General features: G+C 52.1%; 14 protein-coding genes and 1 pseudogene. 8 read left to right on the plus strand and 7 right to left on the minus strand.

Annotated elements, in window-relative coordinates:
• The first annotated feature begins 2 nt into the window (after positions 1-2).
• Positions 3-1,238 carry an ABC transporter permease gene (locus ACMTNU_RS13755; RefSeq protein WP_413935831.1) on the plus strand — a complete coding sequence of 412 codons (1,236 nt, stop codon included), beginning with the start codon at positions 3-5 and terminating at the stop codon, positions 1,236-1,238.
• A 156-nt stretch (positions 1,239-1,394) separates the two neighbouring features.
• Here ACMTNU_RS13755 and ACMTNU_RS13760 read toward each other — a convergent pair whose 3' ends face one another.
• The gene (locus ACMTNU_RS13760) at positions 1,395-1,748 is read right to left on the minus strand and encodes a HigA family addiction module antitoxin (RefSeq protein ID WP_413935845.1); all 354 of its coding nucleotides are present in this window, start codon (positions 1,746-1,748) and stop codon (positions 1,395-1,397) included.
• The gene (locus ACMTNU_RS13765; protein WP_413935832.1) at positions 1,735-2,034 is read right to left on the minus strand and encodes a type II toxin-antitoxin system RelE/ParE family toxin; all 300 of its coding nucleotides are present in this window, start codon (positions 2,032-2,034) and stop codon (positions 1,735-1,737) included. The genes ACMTNU_RS13760 and ACMTNU_RS13765 overlap by 14 nt, the downstream gene beginning before the upstream one ends.
• Positions 2,035-2,112: 78 nt before the next feature.
• On the opposite strand from ACMTNU_RS13765, the gene ACMTNU_RS13770 reads away from it, so the two are divergent.
• Positions 2,113-2,319 carry a JAB domain-containing protein gene (locus ACMTNU_RS13770; RefSeq protein WP_413935833.1) on the plus strand — a complete coding sequence of 69 codons (207 nt, stop codon included), beginning with the start codon at positions 2,113-2,115 and terminating at the stop codon, positions 2,317-2,319.
• A 238-nt stretch (positions 2,320-2,557) separates the two neighbouring features.
• Here the strand turns inward: ACMTNU_RS13770 and ACMTNU_RS13775 are convergent, their stop codons facing one another.
• The 5 genes and pseudogenes from ACMTNU_RS13775 to ACMTNU_RS13795 all read right to left on the minus strand — a co-directional run bounded on the left by ACMTNU_RS13775 (position 2,558) and on the right by ACMTNU_RS13795 (position 13,136).
• Complete coding sequence (locus ACMTNU_RS13775; protein ID WP_413935834.1) at positions 2,558-7,246, minus strand: formylglycine-generating enzyme family protein; 4,689 nt, start codon at positions 7,244-7,246, stop codon at positions 2,558-2,560.
• Between the two features lie 8 nt (positions 7,247-7,254).
• Complete coding sequence (locus ACMTNU_RS13780; protein WP_413935835.1) at positions 7,255-8,247, minus strand: AAA family ATPase; 993 nt, start codon at positions 8,245-8,247, stop codon at positions 7,255-7,257.
• Positions 8,248-8,298: 51 nt separating this feature from the next.
• Positions 8,299-9,885, minus strand: a complete 1,587-nt coding sequence (locus ACMTNU_RS13785; protein WP_413935836.1) for a hypothetical protein — start codon at positions 9,883-9,885, stop codon at positions 8,299-8,301.
• 8 nt (positions 9,886-9,893) lie between these two features.
• Positions 9,894-11,348, minus strand: a complete 1,455-nt coding sequence (locus tag ACMTNU_RS13790; RefSeq protein ID WP_413935837.1) for a lipase/acyltransferase domain-containing protein — start codon at positions 11,346-11,348, stop codon at positions 9,894-9,896.
• 661 nt (positions 11,349-12,009) lie between these two features.
• A pseudogene (locus ACMTNU_RS13795) lies at positions 12,010-13,136 on the minus strand (IS3 family transposase).
• A gap of 1,317 nt (positions 13,137-14,453) precedes the next feature.
• On the opposite strand from ACMTNU_RS13795, the gene ACMTNU_RS13800 reads away from it, so the two are divergent.
• The 6 genes from ACMTNU_RS13800 to ACMTNU_RS13825 all read left to right on the plus strand — a co-directional run bounded on the left by ACMTNU_RS13800 (position 14,454) and on the right by ACMTNU_RS13825 (position 23,710).
• Positions 14,454-15,785: an alpha/beta hydrolase gene (locus tag ACMTNU_RS13800; RefSeq protein ID WP_413935838.1), complete on the plus strand. Its 1,332-nt coding sequence runs from the start codon at positions 14,454-14,456 to the stop codon at positions 15,783-15,785.
• 259 nt (positions 15,786-16,044) lie between these two features.
• Positions 16,045-17,208, plus strand: a complete 1,164-nt coding sequence (locus ACMTNU_RS13805; protein WP_413935839.1) for a hypothetical protein — start codon at positions 16,045-16,047, stop codon at positions 17,206-17,208.
• A 165-nt stretch (positions 17,209-17,373) separates the two neighbouring features.
• On the plus strand, positions 17,374-17,787 hold the full coding sequence (locus tag ACMTNU_RS13810; RefSeq protein WP_413935841.1) for a hypothetical protein: 414 nt from the start codon (positions 17,374-17,376) through the stop codon (positions 17,785-17,787).
• A gap of 25 nt (positions 17,788-17,812) precedes the next feature.
• A complete protein-coding gene (locus ACMTNU_RS13815) occupies positions 17,813-18,382 on the plus strand; it encodes a hypothetical protein (protein WP_413935842.1) in 570 nt (189 codons plus the stop codon).
• 638 nt (positions 18,383-19,020) lie between these two features.
• Entirely contained in the window at positions 19,021-22,812 is a 3,792-nt protein-coding gene (locus ACMTNU_RS13820; RefSeq protein WP_413935843.1) for a hypothetical protein, read from the plus strand.
• Between the two features lie 85 nt (positions 22,813-22,897).
• On the plus strand, positions 22,898-23,710 hold the full coding sequence (locus ACMTNU_RS13825) for a DNA/RNA non-specific endonuclease (RefSeq protein ID WP_413935844.1): 813 nt from the start codon (positions 22,898-22,900) through the stop codon (positions 23,708-23,710).
• Positions 23,711-24,093 lie beyond the last annotated feature (383 nt).

Here is a 24,093-nt window from a genome sequence, read left to right on the forward strand (position 1 = left end):
CGGTGTCGACGTTTGTCTGGCTGACAGTCATGACGGCGTTGCGAGTCTTGCGACGCAATCGCCTACGTGCTGGGTTGACGATGTTAGGGATTATCATCGGAGTCGGTGCGGTGATTGCCATGGTGAGCATCGGAGAGGGGGCGAAACTCGCCGTGCAGAAACAGATTGCTTCGATGGGGGCGAACGGTATCCTCATTTGGCCGAATTATTCGATGATCGGTGGTGTGCGTGGGGGGCAGGGTGCCGTCGTGACTTTAACCGTGGCCGATGCCATCGACTTAAAGAAGAAGATTCCTCTGTTGGCTGAAGCAGGCTGGTCTCGATCAGGCACGATGCAGGTGATGAGTGGCGGGCGTAACTGGAGCACGACGGTGATCGGGGCTTCACCGAGCGTGTTGACCATCAGAGCCTGGGCCTACAGCAGCGGAGGTCCCTTCACACAAACGGACATGGATACCGCCGCCCGTGTTGCGCTGATTGGGCAGACGGTGGTGGACAATCTATTTGACCCGGGAGAAGAGCCGGTTGGAGCGATTATTCGCCTCAAGAATGTTCCGATCCGGGTGATCGGTGTCTTGAGTCCGAAAGGGCAGAGTCCTTCAGGGAGCGACCAAGATGATGTAGTGATGATTCCTTTCAGTACTGCCGAACGAAAAGTCCTGGGAACGTCTTTCCTTGGATCCGTCGGTGGGGTCTTTGCGTCAACAGATCGAGCGGAGGATGTGTTTGATGCGGTCGACCAAATACGGGAGGTATTGCGGTCACGCCACCGGATACAGGGGGACCGACCTGATGACTTCATTATTCGTACCCAGATTGATGTCGCAAAAGTTCAGGAGGGGACCAGCGAGACCTTGACGGGCATGTTGCTCGCCATTGCGTCCGTCTCGCTCCTTGTCGGAGGCATCGGCATTATGAATATCTTGCTCGTGTCGGTGACGGAACGCACGAGAGAGATCGGGATACGGATGGCGGTTGGTGCCAAACGGCTCCATATCATGATGCAATTTCTGATTGAAGCCATGACGCTCAGTATGGTCGGGGGAGGGATCGGCGTGCTCTTCGGAGTCACCGCGGCGAGACTGACATCTATTATTGCCGGCTGGCCGATCGTCATCGAAGGAGAAACGATCCTCACCGCGTTTGGTTTTTCACTCGTGGTTGGTCTGTTTTTTGGACTCTATCCTGCCAATAAAGCGGCACGCCTCAATCCGATCGAGGCCTTGCGCTACGAATAGGTTTCACCCTCGCCACAGGCTGTTCAGAAAGGCCTCCGTTTTCACCCGTCCCCCCCAGTGCGCCAAGACGCGCTGTTCACCGACCAAGGCCGCACACCGTGCCTCGTTGTTCGCAGCTCGTATCTCACAAGCGAACGACGTTTGACGAGAGACACTTCAAGTGACGCGAGAACGCCGCTGGTGGCCTTTCTTAACAGCCTGCGAGGCCGCAGGGGACATGTTACCTGCATCAAGGCGAGCAATCTTGAGACTGGCAGTTCGTTTGGCGGCGTGGGGTAGATCATAGTCCAACTGGAGCCCGAGCCAGACTTCCGGACTACTGCTGAATGCCTTGGACAGCCGAATCGCCATATCCGGAGATATGCCCGCTCGCTCATTGACGAGGTTGTTGAGCGTCTGTCGCGTCACGCGTAAATGTTTGGCCGCATCAGTGACGGTCAGTCCAAGTGGCTCGATGCACTCCTGTCGCACAATTCGGCCTGGATGTGGGGGGATTTCATCGGCATTGATCGCTCCTCCTAATGATAGTCGAGAAAATCCACATCATACGCATGACATTCTCAAACGTGAAGATCACGCGGTAATTCGCCCGAACGGTTACGGCATAGAAGCCGTTGAGACAGCCCTTCAATGGATGGAGCCGAAAACCAGGAAGATTCATATTTTCCGGCGTTCTGGCGCGGTCTAACACAGCGAGAATGTTCTCTGCCTTCTCACCGTACTCGGCGAGGATGCTCTTACGGTTGCCATCCTCAAATAGTCGTTTCAGGCCCTTGTGCCCAGAACGTAGAATCACGTCTTGCAGATACAATGATAAGTGACGCTTGGCAATTGGCATGTCAATGGTGTGAATGGTGGAGGAGTGCCGACGCTCGTGAGCGCATCGATTGGGAGGAATGAGCGCGAGTGCGGTGTGTTTCTTAATCATCCCTCCGGAGATCTCACGCCGAGTCCGGAGGATCGGACACTCACCACACGATTGCGGGAAGCAGGTGACCTACTGGGCATCAGGCTACTCGACCATCTCATTCTCGGTGAAGACCGCCTCTATAGTTTTGCTGATCAGGGTTGGCCGCCGTGAGGCGATAACGAAAGTCCTGTTGCGCTTACCGCAGATTATCCTTTTGAGCAGCTCACGCATGTTGAGGCAGTTAGAAGAATCCAGGTTCCTACAATGAGCTGTACTCCTGTTATTCGAGGGGATTTGTTGGAGGTGATTAGTAGGAAAACTTGGTCTTTCACCCGTTGCCAAACCGAAGTGAAATATTAGAAGCTGAAGCGTTAAGTCTTAGAAAAGAAACAGGGGCCAAGCAAAAAGGTTATTTGGGAGCGTCCTGAGCACAACGAAACCCGAGGCTGCCGTGCCGATAGTCAGATCTGTCTGCTCCACGGCCCACAACGCTAATGGTTACAGGGCCCAAATCCCATTGCCCTCCGCGGATCGAACGGACCGCTTCATTTGAAGCCACTTTGTGGTTTAGGTCTTGAGTTTTTTTCGGGTCATAATCATGGTTGCCAAGATAGACGTCTGCGGTCCATTCCCAAACATTACCTTCCATATCATAGACGCCGTAAGGGCTCTTCCCCTGCTCAAATGAACCAACATCAACCAACGATATGTAATTATCTCGACCCCGCATGAGATTTGCCAAGTTCTCGTTAGTTAACGCTTCATTCCCCCAAGGATGGAGGCGTTGGTCAGTTCCCCGGGCAGCTTTTTCCCATTCAGCCTCTGTCGGGAGGCGCTTGCCAGCCCAGGCACAGTAAGCGGCTGCATCATGCCAGTCCACCCCTACTACTGGCTTGTTCTTATTCCGCTCAAGGAGATCCGCGTTCCAATACTCCGGTGCTGGGTGTTTCGTCTCTTGGAAGAATTTGAAATAGCGTGTAGTCGTCACTTCATATTGATCGATATAGTAAGCGTTTAGATAAACCGGACGGACTGGTCGTTCGTCATATCGAACGCTCTTGCCCTCCTCTTGGAATCCCATGATGAACTCCCCCGCCGGAATGAGAACCATCGGCGCGTCGTCTTTACCGGTAACTGTGTGTGGATATTTCTCAGCTACTTGATCCTGTGGTGGCTGCTCGGTCTGCTTTGTTGCCTGCTGTTGAGCCGGTCCTGATGATAACCACTGGGCCTTAAGGCTGCGATCACTGCGCATGACCATGATCGGAAGCAGATACTGATTGAGGCCTTGTAACGAGACCCATTGACCGTCCGGGAACGAAGAAAGTTGCGACCTAGCCAAGAGAATAGGATGATTCCCTTCTTGCACAACAAGGACTATCTCACCATTAAACACGAACTTGATTACTGGAACGCTTGGATGGTTGTACACATGATTCACCGAAACCTGGAAACCTGTCGCCTGTAGCGAACTAGGGTTGTCTCCAGCAGTTGTGATTGGTGCGCTGCCCTTTCCGGTGACTTGTGAAGGTAGTTCGTCAACCGATTGTACTTCTCCTGACTGAATGGCTTGCTTTTGAGTCAAATCTGCAGGTTCTGACGCGGAGTGCCTACCCATTGTGCTCTCCACATTTTGCTTCTCCTGTTGAGGAAATGCAGCGGGTTGTGAGCGAGTCGGGGAATTCACTGCGGACTCTGCATTTTTCTTCCTTGACGTCATCTTTTTGTACTTCATATATTGTTGGCCAATCGTCTCCATCTTGGTCAACAGCGATTCGGGGACGTACGTCTCCACAACCACAACACCCTCGATCTCGCCACGTCGGCTCGCGGAAACCACGGAAATCGCCGCGCGAACCAACCTCCCGGTTTGCGCCTCCTGAACCGAGGTAAACTCCTGTTTGCCGGTAAGGACTTGTAAGACCAATTGACTGATCGGCAAATCTAACACTCCGGTGGGGATCTCCGCATCTAATGCTCTCGTCAAAGTCTCCATCTTGTTCGAAAACACCTCAATCCCCGCCACCCCGTATTCCATGCGTTTCCTCGCCATGGCTGCAATCAAAAGATCTCGCTGCACGGGTGTCAGCAAATCCTCCCGAGACAATTTCTGGGAAATCGCCCTGGCACTGTTTACGGCAAGCCCCACATAGCCAGCGTGTAGTTTCCGAGCACCTTCATAAGCAGCTTCCAATTTTCCCACTATTGGTGTTAACTCCGCATCTCTCGCTTCTTGTATCTGTTTCTTTCTGGGTGCACCTCCTTGCACCTTTAGGGAGGATATCGCAGTAAGTGCTTCTGCATATAATTTGTCGACTAGGAGTGACAATTCCTGCTGTTCCTTCCAAAAGCCACGCGGATGGCTCTTTGCCTCGGCAAATATCAATTCAGTAAGTCCTTTGATCTTTAACAGTTCTGGAACTCCCGCTGAGATTACCGCTAAAAATGCATCTTGCTGCGTTGGCCAGAACAAACTGGCTATTTCAGAAGAAGGCACCGATTCTCGTAAGAGTTCCTCGTCATTATCACGAAACTTCAAGTACAGAAGTCCCTCTTTCTGATAGAGCAGCTTCCACAGGTTTTCCGGATCGGGTACAGTCAGCTGGTTCGTTTTGACCTTGGCCAAGCGATCGGCGAGAACGCTCTCCCTTCCAGATTCCAAGCGAACTAGTTCCTTTTCTTTCTCACCCCACCGTTCAACCGACCCGTCTTCACGCTTTAGAATCACATCTATCGTTCCCGGCAGAAAGGCAATATCAACGATTGGCGATGGGATAGGTAGTGGTGCAGGATCCTGCCACCACCAGAGACCGGCTGACAACACATACGCGACAATCACCAGGAAAAGCGGTCGAAATCCTAACCAAGGTTGTCCTTTAGGAAACAGGAGTGTGAGCAAGGCTTTGGGGGCATAGGGAGTGATGGCTTTCCCCTGTTTGCCCGAGAGATATTGCAGCATGACATAGTCGCGCGTCGGGTTACCCGGCTCCGCAGCACGCCCCATCGCTTGTATGACCGACCTACGATGAAACTTCTGGAGCCAGCCGCGAAACGCTCCAACCTGAGAGGTGGGTTGTTGTCGCGCTCCTGACGGCGTAGCGATTTTGAGCTGAAGACTGTCGCCACTTTCAGGATTCAACGCACTGATAATTTCGCTAAGTTCCTGACTGATGCGTTCCGCCTCTTGCGCGGTCAGTTGGTCATAGAGCGCCGCCCGGAACCAATCCGGCATAAAAGCATGCCGAAACCAAACAAGCGATACGAGTTTTGGCAGAAGGGACTCGGTCGCATGGCCGTGTCCAAAGAGCCGAACGCCCCACTCCAGCGTTAGGGCCCAGTGAATCTCCGGGTAGGCAGCACAGGCTGTCATCCACAGCATGCCTTCCGGCCCTAGGTCTTGTCGAAGATCAGCCATCAACTTCGCTATGATTTCTGGTGACGGTGGATGCCGCTCCAGCCATCGTTGAGGCGTTCGTCCATAAGTCCCCCAGCGTTTTCCAGCCGTCGCTTCGGTCGATTCTCCTTGGGGAGTCTTTTGCTCTAATAGGTGAGGAAATAGTTTTAGCCCGAGGTGGGTGAGAGGGATAATGTGAAAACCTCGCCGGCTCAAAATCCGCGCTGCCTGTCCCCACTGTCCATCATTGTCGGAGGTAAACAGGAACCGCTCGTCCCAGGCCTCCAAGGTCTCCACCCAAGGTCTGAGCTTGCCAGTCAACCGGTCGAAATATGTGATAGGTTCCGCAAAATAGAGTAAACGACTGGTAGCAAACTTGGCAGTGACCTCGCCTAAGGATATGATCTCTAGCCTCGTCGCCAGAGATATTGCCTCCTCCCTCTGTTTCAGCTTGGCATGAAGCGGGTCGACGTTCCTTAGAATGGTTGGCTGTTCATCAAACTCGAACTGACGCAGCAAGACATTCCCTCTCACTAAATCCTTCACCACTTGAGCCGCCATACTGGCTTGGTGATCCGCCATGGTCGCGCGATCGATTAAGGCGACATAGCTTGGTTCGCGCTTCGAGCCGAAGACCGGTGCGAACAAGCCTCCACGATTGATCGTGAGATGAATCGTGCGAGCAACGTCCAATTCCGCAGACTCTTCGAATCGCCTTTGGCGAAGTCGTTGCGTTACGTATCGCAACGAAAGGGAGGGAAAGAGGTGTTGGGTCGCAGCCTGGATGTGGATTTGCTTGAGCTCTGGAGCGATCAGGCTCGATTGGCGTTTGAGCACAGCCCGGCGACTGAATCGGTACAGGAACCAAACAAGCACGAGTAACCCCGGTGTCAACACTACCGTCGAGGTCGGATAGGAGAGCCGATCCCACCAAGGAGGAATCGTCAGTTTTCGGCCTGGTATTGTCTCCAAATTCAATGTTGGGCGAGGCAGTTGGGCCTCAATAGCTGGCGGTCGCGTGGGTGGAACGGGTACGGGTGTGTCCTTGACGAGTTGCACCTCGCCAATCTCGAACTGGGTTGCAAGATCCACCGGAGATAGGTAGAGCCAGCTCCGATTCGCTAGGATAGTCTCTCCCACTAGGGATTGGTTCGGGAGGTATCCCTTCATCTCGACGAGCAACGGCTGCGGCATGCCGCTATTGTTAAACGGGATCTTGAAAGCACCCTGTTCGTCCGTTCTGACAGTCCTGTTGCCCAATTTCACGATCGCTTGGGCAATGGGTTGATTTTCTGCTACGACACGGCCCACTGCTTCGCGTGCACGAAGGTCTTGCCAAAGGAACCAGGCCGTGAGTGCCAGCGCAATCAGCAGGCATGGTACCACCAATTTCATGCGCCAATGGATGCGTGGTGGTTTAGGTGGAAGTATAGGCGGGGAATTAACAGAGATTGTAGGCGGCCGGTTGCTTCTGGCTCGCAACCAGTCTAGATATACCTTCTCGAACCGTTCTTGCTGATCTGGAGTCGCACTAAAAATTGGGCGGAGGACAGTAGACAGTCGAACCAACGATCCCAGACCGGAGTCCTGCAAGGACGCTTGGCGAATCACCGTTTGGGCGGCTAAGACTTGATGGAGTGTGGGTTGATAGTCCGCTCCTCTAAGATGGTCAGCAAGATCGACTATCTCCTCTAGCTGGAACATCTGACGCTTCAGGAACCTTTAAGAAAATTCTTGTCTACCCAGGTTGTCAAATAGTCCCGATCCTCTTGGGTCTTCGCGAGTGTGCTGAGACTTTTCCTCAAGGGCTCTGGAGCTTCTGACACCTTTCTATTTTGTTCAACACCATAGTGTTCAAGGGTCTGGAGCCAGTTGAGCAATTCTGCTGTTGAGGGGGGCTTCTTCAACTCCAGGTCACGTACCTCACGGAAGAAGTCCAGTGCTGAATCCAACAACACGGAATTGTTTTGAGTGGCACCAATGCCGGGAAGGCGGCTTCGGATAATCTCAGCAAGCCTTCTCCGATCAGGCAAGGGAATGTGATAGTAAATGCATCGCCGTAGGAACGCATCCGGTAGATTCTGTTCTGAGTTGCTCGTGAGGATGAGGACAGGTCGGAGTTTTGGATTGGTTCTTACCTTCGCATCCAGCTCCGGAATGCTGAACTCTAGACTATCTACTTCCAAGAGCAAATCGTTCGGGAAGTCACGGGGCGCTTTATCGATCTCATCGATCAAGACCACGCTGCGCTTCGGCCCCGTGTGCTCCAAACTTCGTGGGAGGATCTCCAGCACCTCTCTTCGTTCGCGAGACAATACGATGGCCTTTCCCAAGGGTTCATAGGTCAGGTAATCGAGATTCTCCTGACTCCCAGAATTTGTATTCGCGGCATGAAAGCGCCTGAGTGTGTCGTACCGATAGAGGACATCCCGTGCAGTACTTCCCGCTTTTGTATCAAAGCGCAGGGGTTCACTGAGCCCCAGTTCCCACGCAACCCGGTACGCTAGCTGTGTTTTTCCAGTCCCTGGCTCACCAGTTACCAACAACGGTTGACTCAACAGCAGTGCCACGTTCACGGCATCGACCAATGCCTGATCCATGAGATAGCCGGAAGGATCTAACTGTTTGGCTTTGGATGGCTGCGGAAGATCGACAGGCAGTTCAGGTGGTTGTGTAGCTTTTCCTGTGATAAACGGAAATGGCACGGTTCCCCTCCTTCAAAAGCTAAAGCCTACGGCACAATAATTTATGGGTGGTTACCCTTTTGGCTTTTCCAGCATATCCAACAATTTAGGGTAAAGAGTATCCATTGGCAGGCTGTTGTGACCGTTGAATATTTGTTTGATGCTCTTTTCAATTTCTTTCACGCGTGAGATTGATTTCTTAACCAATTTGTCGCCCAACCACTGCCTGACATCATCCTCTGTGGGCGAGGTAAGCCGAGTCAAAACCCTTACATGAAGCTTTAAACCATCCCTATACTGCTCCTCCAGCTTAGAAATAGAGTTATCAAATGGCCTGATCTCTGACTTAGTTGAACTCACCATGCCTCTCACCTTACTCCACCAACTCTGTTTATTATTTTCCTCGAGGGATACCACAGCACCAAGCAGGACATCTCCCTTTGTATTCGGAAAAGCAGCGAGATAGTCAGCAAGGAGTTGGAGAGGCTTTTGAGGACTCTCCTCGCATTCAGAGGCCCGGAGTCGTATGTCGACCAGTAGCGCTTTCAGTCGTGCTTGTCGGATGTAAGACACAATGGTGTCGTCACCGCCTGTCTGCTCGCCTTGTAATTCGGCTAAGATTTCACCCCGTAGGCGTTCAGGGGTCGCTATCTTGGAAAGAGCCATTCGAATTTCTAAGACTCTTCTTTCACCAGATACTCCTGCTCTAATCAAGTAGTCATTCAATGAATGCAGTTTGACTCTGTCTAAAAAGTATCCGTGCCGTTCCTGAACAGGCCCAGGCAGGATCACCAACACTGGCCGTGTCGAGCGCATGGTTTTAAAGTACGACACAACCTGGTTATTAAACTCATCATTCTGATGCCATCGGTCACACAGTACAGGGAGGTGATCTATCAAATCGAGTTGGTCTCTACTGGGTGTTTCGGGAGGAGGAACGTATCCATGTCGGATCACCGGAGTCTCGTAGGGACGGATATGATGCACGTTCTGTAGCACCGCAATGTCAATTGCAAATGAAAAAGCACGTTCTACCTGGCTCAGCTGTTCACGACCAGCTTCAACGGCCCGATCGAACGTCAGTTGCCCGTCGTTAGTACGTCCTTTCCCCTCAGGTACTCTTTGATTGATGGACTCACTTTTCGCGAAGCCTGTACATTCAATCGGCAGATAATCCCCGCGTCTTACCAATTCGTTCAGCGTTTTTCCATCTTTCAATAAACCTTCTGCAGCCCACGGGCCATCTCGATCTGGGTCATGACGTCCAGGCAGACCGGCATCACGGAGATCCCGCACCAATGAAACGACGACAAACACGTGTCCGTCTAGCACGACAACCAACGGGAGCAGTTCATTTCCTAGACAGAGACCCGCAAAAAGAAGCGAAAGGTCTAAGCACGTAGCGTCTCCGGCCCCCGCTAATATTTTCTCGGGGTGTCGGATCAACTGCTGTTCCAGTATGGGATCGAATTTTTCCCTGGCGTAACGAATATCCCGTGTGAGTAGGGCCTCGTAAATTGCCCGCAGAAGCTCAGGGTGTTTGCGTTTGGCCAGTAGGTCATCGCGGCCAACCGCCAGTCGGATCCCGTCTGCCACATCAGGAAGGGCGTAGCGAGCGAGATCTTTCTCGTTTCCCTTGGGCCAAGGTGGCCAATTCATGCCAGACCCTACGTCTTTCCTGCGATTTCGAATGTTTCACTGATCGATAGGGGAGTGTTTGGTCCCCCCTCACTGGCCAAAACCTTCACGCGATATGACCCGGGGCGTAACCCTTCTAACGTGAGTTCGTAGCTGTCTTCTCCTCCTTGGAATCCGTACTCACGAGTCGCGTAATCCACAGTCACACCCTCAAGCCTCGCCTTGAGACTCAGAGTCGCTGGAGATTGGCCCAAAACTCGGGCTTGGAGGTGGACTGTTTCCCCGGGCAAATACAGAGGATCAATATCCAAGCTCAGCTGAGCACGTTGCACACTGTCGGCCCAGTCTCCACGGAGCTCTTTCAGGCCTCGAACCTGCAGCCGTTTGAGGCACCGATATAGTCCTTCAAGAACATAAGAGTTGTTCTGCAGAGAACCATGTCGTTCGGCGAAGAATGTCTCACGGCTGTCTTCTGACAGCTCAATGGGCGTCGCTGAGAGCTCCGGCACCGTTCCGTCGCCTCCGTCAAGTGAGGGGTCAACCTTATTGGGTAATCTTCGTGAAGCGGTCAGAGAACCATCCGTGATCTGCACTGATTGCAGTGTCGGTTGCGCAATGCCAACGATTGGAATAATACGGTACGAATTCTTCAAGTACTCAGGAAGCAATTGGTGCCGCTCGACCGACTCCTCAATCTCGCGATGAAATGCAAGGGCATTCTGAGCACGGGCTGGAATGATGTGAGGCAGATCGTCTGCTTCAGCCACACGCTTATAATTACCTTGGTTTTCCAGGATTTGCCAGATGGGTAGGAGCTCATACACAGAAGGCATCGAACGCATCGCTTCCGTAAAGTTATGAAACACTTTCTTGTATCCGTTCACCAAATAATCGATTGCATTCACCGAACCACGATAGGGAGTGCCTAATGTGATGAGCGCGCGACATGTTTGCCAGCCTTCAAGCTTTTCGAGATAGTACCTGGAAACAAGACCGCCCATGCTGTGGGCAATCAAAATAATTTTTGCCTCTTGGCCACCCTTTGCAGAACGTTGCCATACTGGGAGCCGGGTATCCACGAGGGCTTTAAGCCTTGCGGCTGTGAAGCGATTACTTAAACGCCAGTCATAGGGAAACTCAACATAGTTCGCGGGAACGGAGAGATCATCGTTGGCAGGTACGACATCGAAGTTGTTCCGGATCATCGCTGTCAGACCACTGTATCCATCAATCCGACCCAGACCGAAGACCCCATGTAGTCCCTGCACCAGCCCAGTGGCCCGCACTCCTCCCGATGGCGCGTCACTGCCAGGAGGGTGTGAGGGGACTACTAACTTATCAAGATTCTTGCCGAAGCTATGAAGATACGACCATAAGGCCTTACCTGAGACGTTCCACATCTCCTCGCCATCCTCGTCTACCAGCACGCTACCCGTAATGCCGGGTAAGACGATAATCATGTCTCGCATAGGTGATTTCGCCATTGCCACCTCACTTCGCCAGAGTCCTTTTTCACGTCATCCACACAGGATTGGAAGACGTTGACATCACGAAACATGTGGTGTGTGTGCCTGGAACTATAGCTCCGTATCACTCACGACGTGATACCGAAAAACCTAAGTTGGTGCCAATGCACTCTCGATACCAGATGACAGTTTCCCGAATGCTAAATGCCCACGACTGGATTGCCGCGCAGATCATTAGCAAAGCTATTGTTGATGTCAAGGATAAATTATGAGTAGATGTGCGAACATACCTCAGGTACTGGCACACTACTGTACCTAAAGCGATACACTTTGTATCCAATTGGATTCACGAGACTCAGGGTAGAAATTTCCCAAGACTAAACACCACTGCTGTAGTTGGCGTGAGCTAAGAAGTTGCAAGCACATCCTATGGAGACGCTCTCGATGACTTGTGTGCGGATTTCCACTGGAAATAAGTAATGCTCACGCCTCCGAGGCTTGCAGCACATTCCGTAGGGCTTGAATGGTGAGTGGGGCATTCCCCTCAGATCGATTGTTCACGATCACTTAGGCTTTGCGCTTCTCTTCCACCGCTTTCTTCACCAGCTCTACTGAGAGGTGGCTCCAGTTGGTTGGACAGTTTCTGCCAGTTCATAAGTGGTGCCTGGCGGATTCCTGACTACGCGGCGGTCCGCCGTGTTGTCAGATTGTCAGAGTACACCTGGTCAGGCGTCTGGCCATCCAGTGCCTGATGCGGTCGGGTCTGGTTGTAGAACCTCAGATAGCGTTCCAGCCCATGATGTGCCGCGCTGACGGTGTCATACGCTTGCAAATAGACCTCCTCGTATTTGATACTTTTCCAGAGTCGCTCCACGAACACGTTATCTCGCCAGCAGCCTTTGCCATCCATGCTGATCTGAACGCCGTGGTCTTTCAAGAGTCCCGTGAACTCCTGGCTGGTGAACTGGCACCCTTGGTCGGTGTTGAAGATCTCGGGGCAGCCATACTGCGTGATCGCCTCCCGCACGGCGTCGAGACAGAAGTCCGACGTCAACGTATTGGAGAGCTGCCAGGCCAGCACCCGGCGACTGGCCCAGTCGAGCACCGCGAAGAGATATACAAAGCCTCGTCGCATCGGAATGTAGGTGATATCGGCCGCCCAGACGTGATTAGGACGACTGATCATGAGATCGCGGAGGAGATACGGATAGATGGTGTGGGCCGGATGCCGCCGACTGAGATACGGTTTCCGATACAGAGCCTCAATCCCCATCGTGCGCATCAGCGTGGCCACCTAGCGCCGTCCAATGACATGGCCCTCCAGCCGCAAGAGCTCGCGCAGCATGCGCGCCCCGGCAAAGGGATAGTGCAGATGCAGCTCGTCGATCCGCCGCATCAATGCCAGCGTTGTCTCGGAGACCGGCGTCGGTTGGTAATACGCGGTCGAGCGGGCCACGTTGAGTAACTGGCATTGCCGCACGACCGGGAGTGGATGGGTGCGATCGATCATGGTTTTGCGCTCCGCAAGCCCGCCTTGGTGAGCGCTCCGGCTAAAAAATCATTTTCCAACGCGAGTTGCCCGATCTTCGCGTGCAGCGTTTTGAGATCCGGCGTCTCTGACGGAGGCTTCGTCCCGCCAAACACGTCCGCAGCTCGCGACTGCAACTGCTGTTTCCATTCCGTAATCTGGGTGGGATGGACGCTGAATTGCTCAGCCAATTCTGCCAACGTTTTGTCACCTTTGATGGCGGCCAACGCGACCTGTGCCTTAAAGGTTGCTCCGTGATTCCGTCTCGTGCGTTTCATCGCCTCGCTCCTTTGGTTCACCACCTCTCGGTGGCGTCGGTGAAGCCAGGCTACCACTTATCACACTGTCCGAATTTCCGGAGCCCTCTCTGACATGGGCGACACCGTGATGCTCTAAGACCTTGCGATAGTCCGGACCCAGTAACCCCGCGTTACGGATCTCGACCGCATACCGGAAGTCCTTGGGGAGTTGGCTGAAGAACGTATCCAGATGGGTACAGAACTCCTCGCTCTACATGCTGTGTCGTTGGAACTTGAGAAGCAAGGGGACCCTACTGCCGCATCTTGGCGACCTCTTCCACGACCTTCTTTTGCAAGTCGTCGGATTAACGGGATGTAATGTAGCGCCTAACATTTACTTCCAGGGCCGTTTGTCCTGAATTTCGCAACAGGTCAGCTGGATATCGTCGCTCAGGGCTAGGTCTCATCGACAACTTCGATTCCAAACTGATCCGCCTTGTATCCACACACTGAATCCATTCAGATTCACTGAATCGAAAGAGATTCAGTTCGTGGGATTTTTCTTACGCAGGGAGTAGGCCATTCCTTCGGAATTCACGCCATGTCACGGGTTTTCTTCGCGGCCTGTTTCTTGCCTGATGGGTACAGTACGAAAATAATTCGCTGGCATTCCATGAGTCATAGATGGCGAATGGCCTAAGGCAAGATAGGGCTATATGGATCTATCATTGTTACATGTTTTTATGTAAAAGACACTACGAATGTTTTGTGATGCTATCGTCTGGCGCCAAAACTGAGGGGGTATATTGCAAATAGTGGCGTGTGCGTGTGTGGGAATGGCAAAACAGAGGAGGTCAGGCGATGGATTCAAGTCTAAGCCGTGAGAGTAGAGTTTGCAATGGGCTGTTTCATATATTGGTGTTGTCGGCAGCGATGGTTTTTGGCGGTTGCACCATTGGAGGCGGAGGTGGAATCGAGCCGAAGAATCCAAGAAACGTCGGCATGCTTTCAGTGGGCTTGTATTACGGTGGGGGATTCACGACCGGAACGTGCAAAGGAAGTGGAACAGTGACGATAGAATCGACAACAGGGCAAAGAAAAGAGGCAGGCTACGGGTTTACGGGACTACCGTTGTCGACAGCTCCAGGGTGTCGGACCAGCATACAGCCGTTTACAATGTTGGAGCCTGGCCTGTGGACCATTTCAGTGTCCTCCTATGGAGGTACCTGTACGAAACAGGTACAGCCTGGCCTACAGAACACAATTGACATCGGACTAGATTTTGGGAGTTTGACATGTTCATAACATGCCTCACAAATCCATGCTATTGAGACAGCCTGCAGGGATGCAGCACATATGAAGGCGACGAGAGCTTTGTCACTTATGGTCCTGTCGGTCCTTTTGACCGTGCTCTTCGGCTGCGCGAGCTCGCACCCGCATCTAATGGCCACGCCGGTCATCTACAAGGACGAGCGGCTTGATATCTTCTCTGACGTGCCCGCAGATCTACGCACGACGACAGTCCCAGTCTTCTATGCTACATCCAGGAAGCCGCTTGCTCCCGGCAAGGACAGCCTCTACAGCGCTATGAGGAGCGATGAGGGAATCCAGTTGGGCCTCGCGCAGGTGGGCCTGGGCGAGCCGGGCTGGACATTCGATGACCTCGTGGCTTCCGACCGGACGAGCAGTGTGGACAAGCCGCGGCCGGGACGCGTCGAGCGTATCGAAGCGATCGGCAATGTGTATGCTGGCGAGGCGCGCACCGATGCAGAGCGGCAGTTCGTCAGACGGATCAATGAGTATCTGGCCAAGGTCAGGTCTCCCGAGATCGTGCTCTACGTGCACGGGTACCGGGTCAGTTTCGAGGAAGTATCCGTCCTCATGGGTTCTCTGTCCACATACCTGGGAAAGGGCGCGACCGTGGCCTTCCAATGGCCCACGGGTGGGCATTTTTGGAACTATGGAGCATGCACGGACGCCGAGGAGTTCATTCCGGACATCGAACGCCTCATCGAGCTGCTGAGCCATACGGAGGCAGAGTATATCAACATGATTGGCTACAGTTGCGGCTCGCCGTTGCTCGCAAGTGCTCTGGCGCATTTGCGGGGTCGGTTCGCCGACGAGAGTCGTGAGCAGCTCACGAAGAGATTCCGTATCGGCAGCGTAGTCTTCGCGGGCTCAGACGTGGACCTGAAGAGGTTCGCACGCGAGCACGTGCCAGGGATTATGGACCTTGCGCAACAGACGAACGTCTACATTTCCTTGGGTGACCGAGCCCTCGGGTTTTCCACCATGGTGGCGGGGACCTCGCGCATAGGACGGCCGGACATTAAGGAGCTCCGAGTCGAGGACCTCCAGAACCTGGCAAAGGACCCCCGGCTCTATGCGATCGACGTGACGGACGTGCGCGGGGACCATGAGATGGGAGGCATGAGAGGCCACGGTTATTGGTACGCGAACGAGTGGATCGCTTCCGATGTGCTAGTCTCGCTTCGCCTTCCGCTGTCGCCGGAAGATCGCTGTCTCATCCCGGACAAGACCCGGCAGAAGATCTGGCTGTTCCCGGATAACTACCAAGACTGTGTCGCGGATAGGATATACAAGACCTTTCCTGTACTAGGTGCAAAAGGACTTGAACGAGAAGCCAACCCCGCTGCCAGAATAACCAGAGGGGAGAAGGGACGATGATTACTGACACTATCCTTCTAACAGAGCGGAGTCTAGGAGATGGGCTCCGCCTTATTTGCGGCCACAGGTGCGACGAGGAAGACCAACCCGGGTCCGCTTAAAAGCCGTGCTGAAACCAGCGCGAGGGAAACGGGCCAGTTAGCTCCTCTCTTTGAGCAATATACGCATTGTGGTTTGTATCAGTAATTGACCGCGCAGAGAAGCACTTGTACCCAAATAAGTGCAAAGCGAGAAGTTGAATCACAAGAGGAGGTGTTTTGTGGAAATGATTGAATGTGGAGACATGAAGCCTAGTTGTTCAGCTAAATCAGCCATGCTCGAGACAGAGGAGAGAGGGGGCAATTTACGACCCCGCCCTTCACGCTTCATTGCTTTGAGCAAAAAATCCCACCTTGCATGTTTACTCATGCTCATGTGTCTAGCGTTTACCATTCAGGCATGCGATCACGTAACAGGTTTGATTGATAAAGTTACTGGACCCGCTACAAGAGACGCTATCCCTCGTTTTGAAGATGCAATTAATAAGCTTTTGAATCAGTCTAGTGACTGGCAAACCGTTCTTAAAGATTTGGAGCGACAGCTTACTAAAGATGTTCAGACCACTCTCGCAAACGAGGTTACACAACTCGCGCAGAAGGGTATTGCAACTGGGGGAGTGGAGATCAGATGCAATGTCGATTTTGTGCGTACCCGGATGAAGCAGGATCTGGAACGCATAGTGGCTCGATTGCGTAGTCAGCCCATCCCTCCTGTGAAACCGGGTCTTTGTCAGGTCGTACCGGAAGGCATTGATATGGGGCATCCTCCTGCACAACTGGCCTATTACGGCTACGATCTTGATTCAACAGGCCCGGAAGGGATTCATGTTGTTTTGAAGCATGATGGCGGAGAGGACTCATTGGACCAGTGGATGGCAACCCCCACTCACTACCTAAGAACACTAAGCATCCAAGCACCACCGCTTTGCAGCAAGAATAACAGGAAAATTATCATGAGGTTTGGTCCCCAGGAGGTTAGTAGTGTCAATGTATTAGTTAAGCAGTGCCCTGGAGCCCCACCAGCTCCGGTCCACGGACCGGGTGATGAGCGGAGCTTTCCTCTCATTATTGAAAATAAAGGTGGAAACATTGGAGGTATAAGCGAAAATCTGGTGTACGGAGGACCTTGCTCTGCAGGATATGAACGACTGCAAGTACAAGTAACGAAACGTAGTGGAGGAGGATCCTGTTATGGGAGTGAAGGGGAAACTGATCCAAGGACTGGAGTTCCATTAGGATGGGTTGACAAGAATAATAAACACGATTGCCAAGCTCGGGTTCATTTCGGCGCACCGCCCTTCCAGCCTATCAATTGCGACATTCAAATCAGGGAAATCAAGGAACTACCTCCTCCTCAGGCAGCTCCTCCATGTGACTGTTGGTAAGGCGAGCGACGACCGAGCGAATTCGATGAGCTTCCCTGACGCAGCACTGGCTGGCTGGGGGAGCACGCTATGGACAAGGGATAGGGATCGTCTCTAGGAATGCATATCACTTCTATGATCATCCGAGCTTAACCGCCGAGTGATGAAACTATGTGAGGTATGGTTATGATTACAGCCAAACTCATTGCTCTTCTCTTTCCTATCCTTCTCGGTAGAGAGGTTGGAGGAGTAGAAGGATACACCCCAGCACCATTCGGTTCAGATGTCAGAGTGTTTTGGGTTAGCGGCGAGCCATCCGAAGCTACCAAAAACCCGACCGGTTCTGACGTGAGAGCAGTGTTAGATGGGAAGTATGCATTGACGGCTGAACAATATGCACAGTATCAGGCTTGTATTGGAAAGATCCCTTTGGGCCACACACCTTTAGAGTACCGCGCCGACGTCGCGAAATGTAAGGAGGCAGCTAAACAAGAAGGGTATCGCCTTCCTTCCGTCCGACAAGAAAACAACAGCTCGGCGTCGCAAGATCCTAGCATTCAACGGGATCGCGCTTGGCAGGATCAATATCTAATAAAATAACATTCTGGTGCAAGGAGGATCTCACATGAACACCTATCCAGCACTCGCTGTTCTTATCCTTCCCTGCCTTCTGCTTACTGCCTGTTCAACGTTCAATGATCCTAATCAGGTCATCACTGTGGATACCAACAAGAGTAAGGTACTTCTCCTGCAAGCGGATAAACGTGCAATCTTTACGTTCCCAACGCGAACGGCATACGCCTGTCCTGAGCCATCGCCAGATGTGAAAGCGGATATCGAGGCAGCCTTAAAGAGTGTGGCAGAGTTGAGTGCTAAGCTACCGCATGACGTGACATTAGCCAGTAAATCTGAAGTTGAGGCGACTCGAAAACTGATTACGGCGGCTCTGATTCAGCGCAGCCAAGGATTGCAAGTACTGCGCGATATGCTGTTTCAAGCCTGTCTTGCAAATCTGCGGAACGACCTAAGCGGTGCCCAATACGTCAGCTTTGTTACCAATACGCTACCGAATTTGACGTCGACTCTCATCACGGCGGAGATGATTACGAGAGAGAACACCGGGACAGCCGTGCTGAAGGGAGATGACCTAAAATATTTTCTCAACTTTGTCATCGGGAATAATGCCAGCAGATAGAGTCGTACATGAGGAACGGAAAGGTGGACAAATCAGTGACAATTAAATACCAAACATCTGTCTCAGAGGCGTACTTATACCCTGCAAGGAGTCAACAAGATATGGGAAGAAACAACGGTTTTAGATTTCTTTTACTCTCAGCTCTACTTTTGGTCTTGGCTGGGTGTTTTTCAAACTCCCCCTCACCAAGACCGGACGGTCCGCCCTTCAGCGCAGCAGGGCAGAAAAGCCGAATCCCGATGTCCCAGGTCCTAAAGACCAACGACTGGGAAACATTAGACTCCCTCTGGGGAGTCAATGTGAAGCGCCATATCATTGTTAATACCAGCGGTTTCAGCTTGCGGGTAAAATCGGGACCGTTTGGTGGTGCCGGAAACTCGACTCCGGGATGTGTTGAATATGGGAGCATTACCTCAGTTATTGTCGACACAGTTCAAGTCAAGGGGGCCGCAGGGGCACGTGTCGACTTCGAACAAGGTGTTGGCTCGTGTCTATGACTTAGAGGCGCTAAAGCCGACTCTGCGGCACTGGTCGCTCAATGTCTGGTTCCTCTACGTGAGGCGGAGTTCCCCGTCTGTGAAAGCGAATGATTCTCACCACTGAACATGGAGTCCAAAACGCAGATGAAGGGGAACGTTATGAGAGGATTGTATTTGTTTCTCACAGCAACAATCGTAACGCTTGGGTTAGGAACATCTTCCGTTCTGAGCGCCCCTCTTTGCGAGGGGGCGCTGGTCTGTGGAGTGCATTTCGTTCCACCCGCTCCCAAGCAGACTGCAAGGCCACAGGCATTTCGAGCCTTCAGCGATCGTAAGGTGTATTGGGCCAGCGATCCTGTGGCCCATATCGTTGTGAGCTTCCTGGGTGAACCAGGAGTCACCAATCCACGTCGTGCGATCGATGTCCAGGTCACTGATGCTTCGGGTGCTGTCGTTGGGCGTCATCATATTCCAACGAATCTCATGATAGAGCCTGACCTAGAATTCTTTCTCGACCTGCAACAGCTATCCATCGGGAAATTCATGGTCGCAACACAGCTGCTTGATGAGGCGATGGGAGCAGTGCTCACGACGGCTTCCATAAGCTTTGAACGAGTCAACCAGAATAGACCGGCTGCGGCCCTCCCTGTATCGATACCACTCCAGGTAGGTTCACAGTCTGTGCTATCCAATGCCCAATGGCCTGTGACAATGGGAATCCCGTTTCCGGAAGGTACTTTATTTGATGCCCAATCTCTTGGCGTGTTTGAGAACGGAGTTCGCATACCGGCACAGCTCATTCCACGGGCTATGTGGCGTCCGCTGGGTGGAAGCATCAAGTGGCTTGGCGTCGACTTCACGGCACGTTATGACGGAATGGTTCCACGCACCTATACGCTTCAACATGTTTCCCCCACAAGTCCGACTCCATCAAGTCCTCTCAAGGTTTCCCAAACTCCGAAGACTATCAGTGTCGAGACTGGCCCACTCAAGTTCCGAGTGAATAGGCAACGGTTTGCTGGCATTGAGCAGGTATTTTTTAAAGAGAATAACCACGCACCGATGAAACAGACACTGCGATCGGGGAAGCCATTCTTGGTCGATGAAGCAGGGACCCTCTACACCTCAGACAATGGCCTGCTTCCAGATCAGACCATGCCTGGCAGCGGTGTTGAATTGGAAGAATTCGGACCACAACGAGTTACGCTTCGCGCATCCGGCTGGTATATCAGCGCAACTGGAAACAAATTGTGTCAATTTGTCACGCGAATTTCAGCCTATGCGAATCAGCCATTCATCCGAATCTCACATCGAACCATCCTGACGTACGATACTCGACAGAATCGTATTCAAGATCTGGGTTGGGACAACCACACGCTTGTCGGAGCCGGAACTTATGCATTTGGCATCGAGGGGAGCAAGCCCGTTGAAGGGCCAGCGCCCAAACGCGGGAAGACTACTTTTTTACATCAAGAAAAGGGAGATGCTTTCCGGCTTGTTGATGGGAACGGGGCCACCTTGACTACAGGTCGCCATGCAGATGGGTGGCTGGCGGTAAAAGGCTTAGCTCCAAAGTTTCCGCATATGGTAATCGGGATCAAAGATATTTATCAGAAGTATCCTAAAGAACTTGAACTCGACAACGTGATTGGAGCTTCTCAACCACCTGGTAACTCTGGCTCACAACTCCACCAGATCGTGCATTTCTGGCCTAAACATGGACGCACTGTGTTTGAAGGCTCGCCGGTGGACACAGCTCAAGAGCATATTTACAAGCTTCGCTATGCCCACCAGGGTCGGTTAATGCAACTTCAGCCCCCGGTTGATTACACGAATGCGGTCACCGGTTACTTAACTGAAGAACTCAATGGCCACCCTGATGGTGATGGTGAGGTTTCTGGGATGAACAGTGCAAACGGTCAAGGGTTGGTGATCAATAATGAATTGCTGCTGTCCTTTCATTCTTCTAGCACACCGTCAGACCGCATACAAGCTCAGGTTGCTCTATTCCGAGAGGATCCTCATGCCCTTGCGAGTTCTGAGTGGAATGCGGCAAGCGAAGTATTGGGGAAATTGTCTTCTGTTGATCGGCAGTTCGATCCGGCAACGGAACGAGCGTTGGAGATCGCTATGCCCGGCTACCTTCACGGTATTGTGGAGCAGGGGGACGAGTATGGCATGTGGATCTATGGCAATATCCATAACTCTTGGGATCCTGCGCACGGACGAGCGTTGATTCATCGCGTCTGGAACGCATCGCACTACCAAAATGTGTGGGGCGATTGGATGCTGTATTTCCGCAGTGGAAATCCCGCTCACTTGCGGTGGGCTCGAGTGCATTCGGACCATCACATGGATATCGATACCAACAATTTCGACGATGGAAGCGCCATACACGGGCGAGCCGGATATATGTATCACGTCAAGGGGTTTCTCCCGTGGGGAGGCGATTCGGGGCTGCATGAGCATTGGATCAACCCAGCGGCGTTCATGCTGCGCTATTACCTTACAGGGGATAGGCGTGCTCTGGATTTGGCACGCACGTGGTTTGCTGTCGCCGGGCCAGGCTCGCTGACGCCTCTTGGAGCGCCTCAAGCTGGGTTACAATGTAAAGATTGGGCCAATAGTTTTATGCGAGACCGCGTCTCTTATTTAGGAGAGATGACGGACTATTATACCGGCACGTGGGATCCCCATGCCTTAATGGCGATGAGCGATGAGTCACAGTACTTGCTGAACGTACCATTTGAATGTACCGGCTCTCCGGGAGATCATCCAATTTGGACGAGACAATGGTTCACGCGGTATTATGATCTAACACACGACTCTCGGATGGTGGATCGTTTCGTAAGCTGGTCTACGGCTGGGTTCAATGACTTAGTCGTAAATGCCTTTCTCTATCAGATCACGGGAAATTCTGACTATCTGCGGCGGGTACAGGCTGATTTTTATGATACCGCACGTATTTATTACGATTCATCTGGGGAGCGATACCATGGATATGGCCCATGGGTTTCAGCGGTGAATCAAGTATGGCTGCAGGAGGCTCCCTACTTTCTTCAGGCACTGAAAGCAGCTGGGTTTCGTTCCGAACGTGGTGAAAAGAGGGTGACCTATCCTGGAGGAGGAGCCCACTTCCCGGATGCTGGTTCACCCCCTGGTTACCCCACACGAGGGTGGTCCGATTCCAGTACGGTGGTCTTAGCATTAACGCAGACTGGTAGACCACTCGATGTCTCAATGGATGCGCTCAAGTCATTCGGTGATCCGCGGGGACAGATGTTCGTGGTCTCCGGCCCTCCTCGTCCTCCAGAAGCGATCACCAGCTTTGTGCTTTCCACAAAGCTCTTCGATACGGAATACTTTCCTACTAGTGCCTACCCTCTGACCTTTCATTTGCCGGATCCAACACCGAATACTCTGTATCGTGTTGAAGTTAGGTCAGGGCCTCCTCGTATCTTCGCACCCTATACAAATCTCCCAGAAGCATCAGTGTTGAGGCGACGGAAGTTTGCTAATGGTTGTGAACCTCAATTTAGCCAGATGGGGATGGACCGACAACTCTTTATGCTTTCTCCATCGCGCCCTCATGAAAATAACGTGACGTTGAGGCTTAGCGCTATCAATGGCAAAGACAACATATACTCACCAAGTGCGATGCCAGTCTATTTCCGAATTGATACGCCAGCTGGTCTTCCCATCCACGAAGGTAATTTATTTCTCTATGGAAATAGAAAAACAGCCGATGTATCTCTTCCCGCTCCGGCACAGACGTTGGGAACACCCGAATCGCAGCCTATGTGGAGGTTCTATTCTGCTAGCACTTATGGGCCAAAAATGGAAATTGTCGACGGTGCTGAGGAGATCTTGTTCTCAACTGGGTCAGCTGACCTCACGGAAATATGGAATGCGTTGCCGCAGGTGGCAACGAATCCGATCGTGTGTCCATGAATATTTCGTATGGCTACTTCATGCGTATGCGTTATCACTGCTCGGGCATTATTGAGATGGGTTCTAGATGGATATACAACACAGTATGATGAAAAAAACCATTTCCACACAATTCAGGGAATTCAGTTACATTCTGCTGATCCACTTAGCAGTTGTTGGCTGCGCGTCGAACTTAAAGCCAGCAGATTGTAGCAAATTGGGTGAGATGGTCGATTATCTGCCCACTCACGATCGGATATGCCATCGAGGATTTCTTGTGGACCATAGTCCTAATTTTAAGACCCCCGCATGGGTCGTTGAGGAACTTACACCTCAACATATCTCCCGTATGGCTTTCCCCAAGCGGGCTTTTGGGTGGGCCTTTGGCACATTATCTTTTGAGGAGGACCCAGCTCTTCTTCCTGGGAGAAAATCAACGCTGGAGGACTATCGAGATGTTCCTTTTCAACGAGGGCATATGGTGCCTGCCGCAGATATGGCGCATGACCAAGACGCCATGAAGCAAACGTTTTATCTTTCAAACATAGCTCCACAGCTTCAATCATTTAACACGGGTATCTGGGTGGAGCTCGAAAAGTCTGTTAGGCAGTTAGCGAAGGGCGGTAGAAGTTTGATCGTGATTACTGGACCGGTCTTCGAAGAGCCACTTACCCGAATTGGTGGAAATGCAGTGGCGGTTCCAACGCAGTTTTTTAAAATTGTGTTGGACACCAATAATTCAGCACTCACCGCATTCTTAGTACCTCATATGGAGGTCAACTCAAATAAATCACCATCGGAGTTTAAAACAAATTTGAAACATCTTGAATCAAGGGTAGGAACTGTGTTCTTCCCAAGTCTAGGACTGCAAAAGTACGAATTGCCTACCATCAGTTCGGATGAGTCACCATGGAACTGAAGATACTCATTCCTAGGAAGGAACGCATGCCAACATGCCAAGTTTGTCGATAGCAGAAATCCTAAAACTGTCCGCCAAGGCGGAGCAATATGGACCATATTTGTTTGTAGTGCTTCTCGGTGTAGTTGCTCTCTATGTGCTGAGTAAATTCGCGAGTGACCTTTCGATAAAGGACAAACGAGCGATTTTCTGGGTGATCATGTCAGTAGTGATAATAGCTATCCTAGCACTAGGTCGTGTCGCAATTTCCGATTGGCTGAGAGGGCGAGTAGCAATTTACACATACACTGGAGTTATTAAGTGCGTCAAAAACCAGGATAAACTATTTTCTAATTGCGCGGGAGTTCCCCACCTGGGAGGGTGGGGGTGAGAGCAGGGCGCCG

Source organism: Nitrospira sp. BLG_1, from assembly GCF_047338595.1.
Lineage (GTDB): Bacteria > Nitrospirota > Nitrospiria > Nitrospirales > Nitrospiraceae > Nitrospira_D.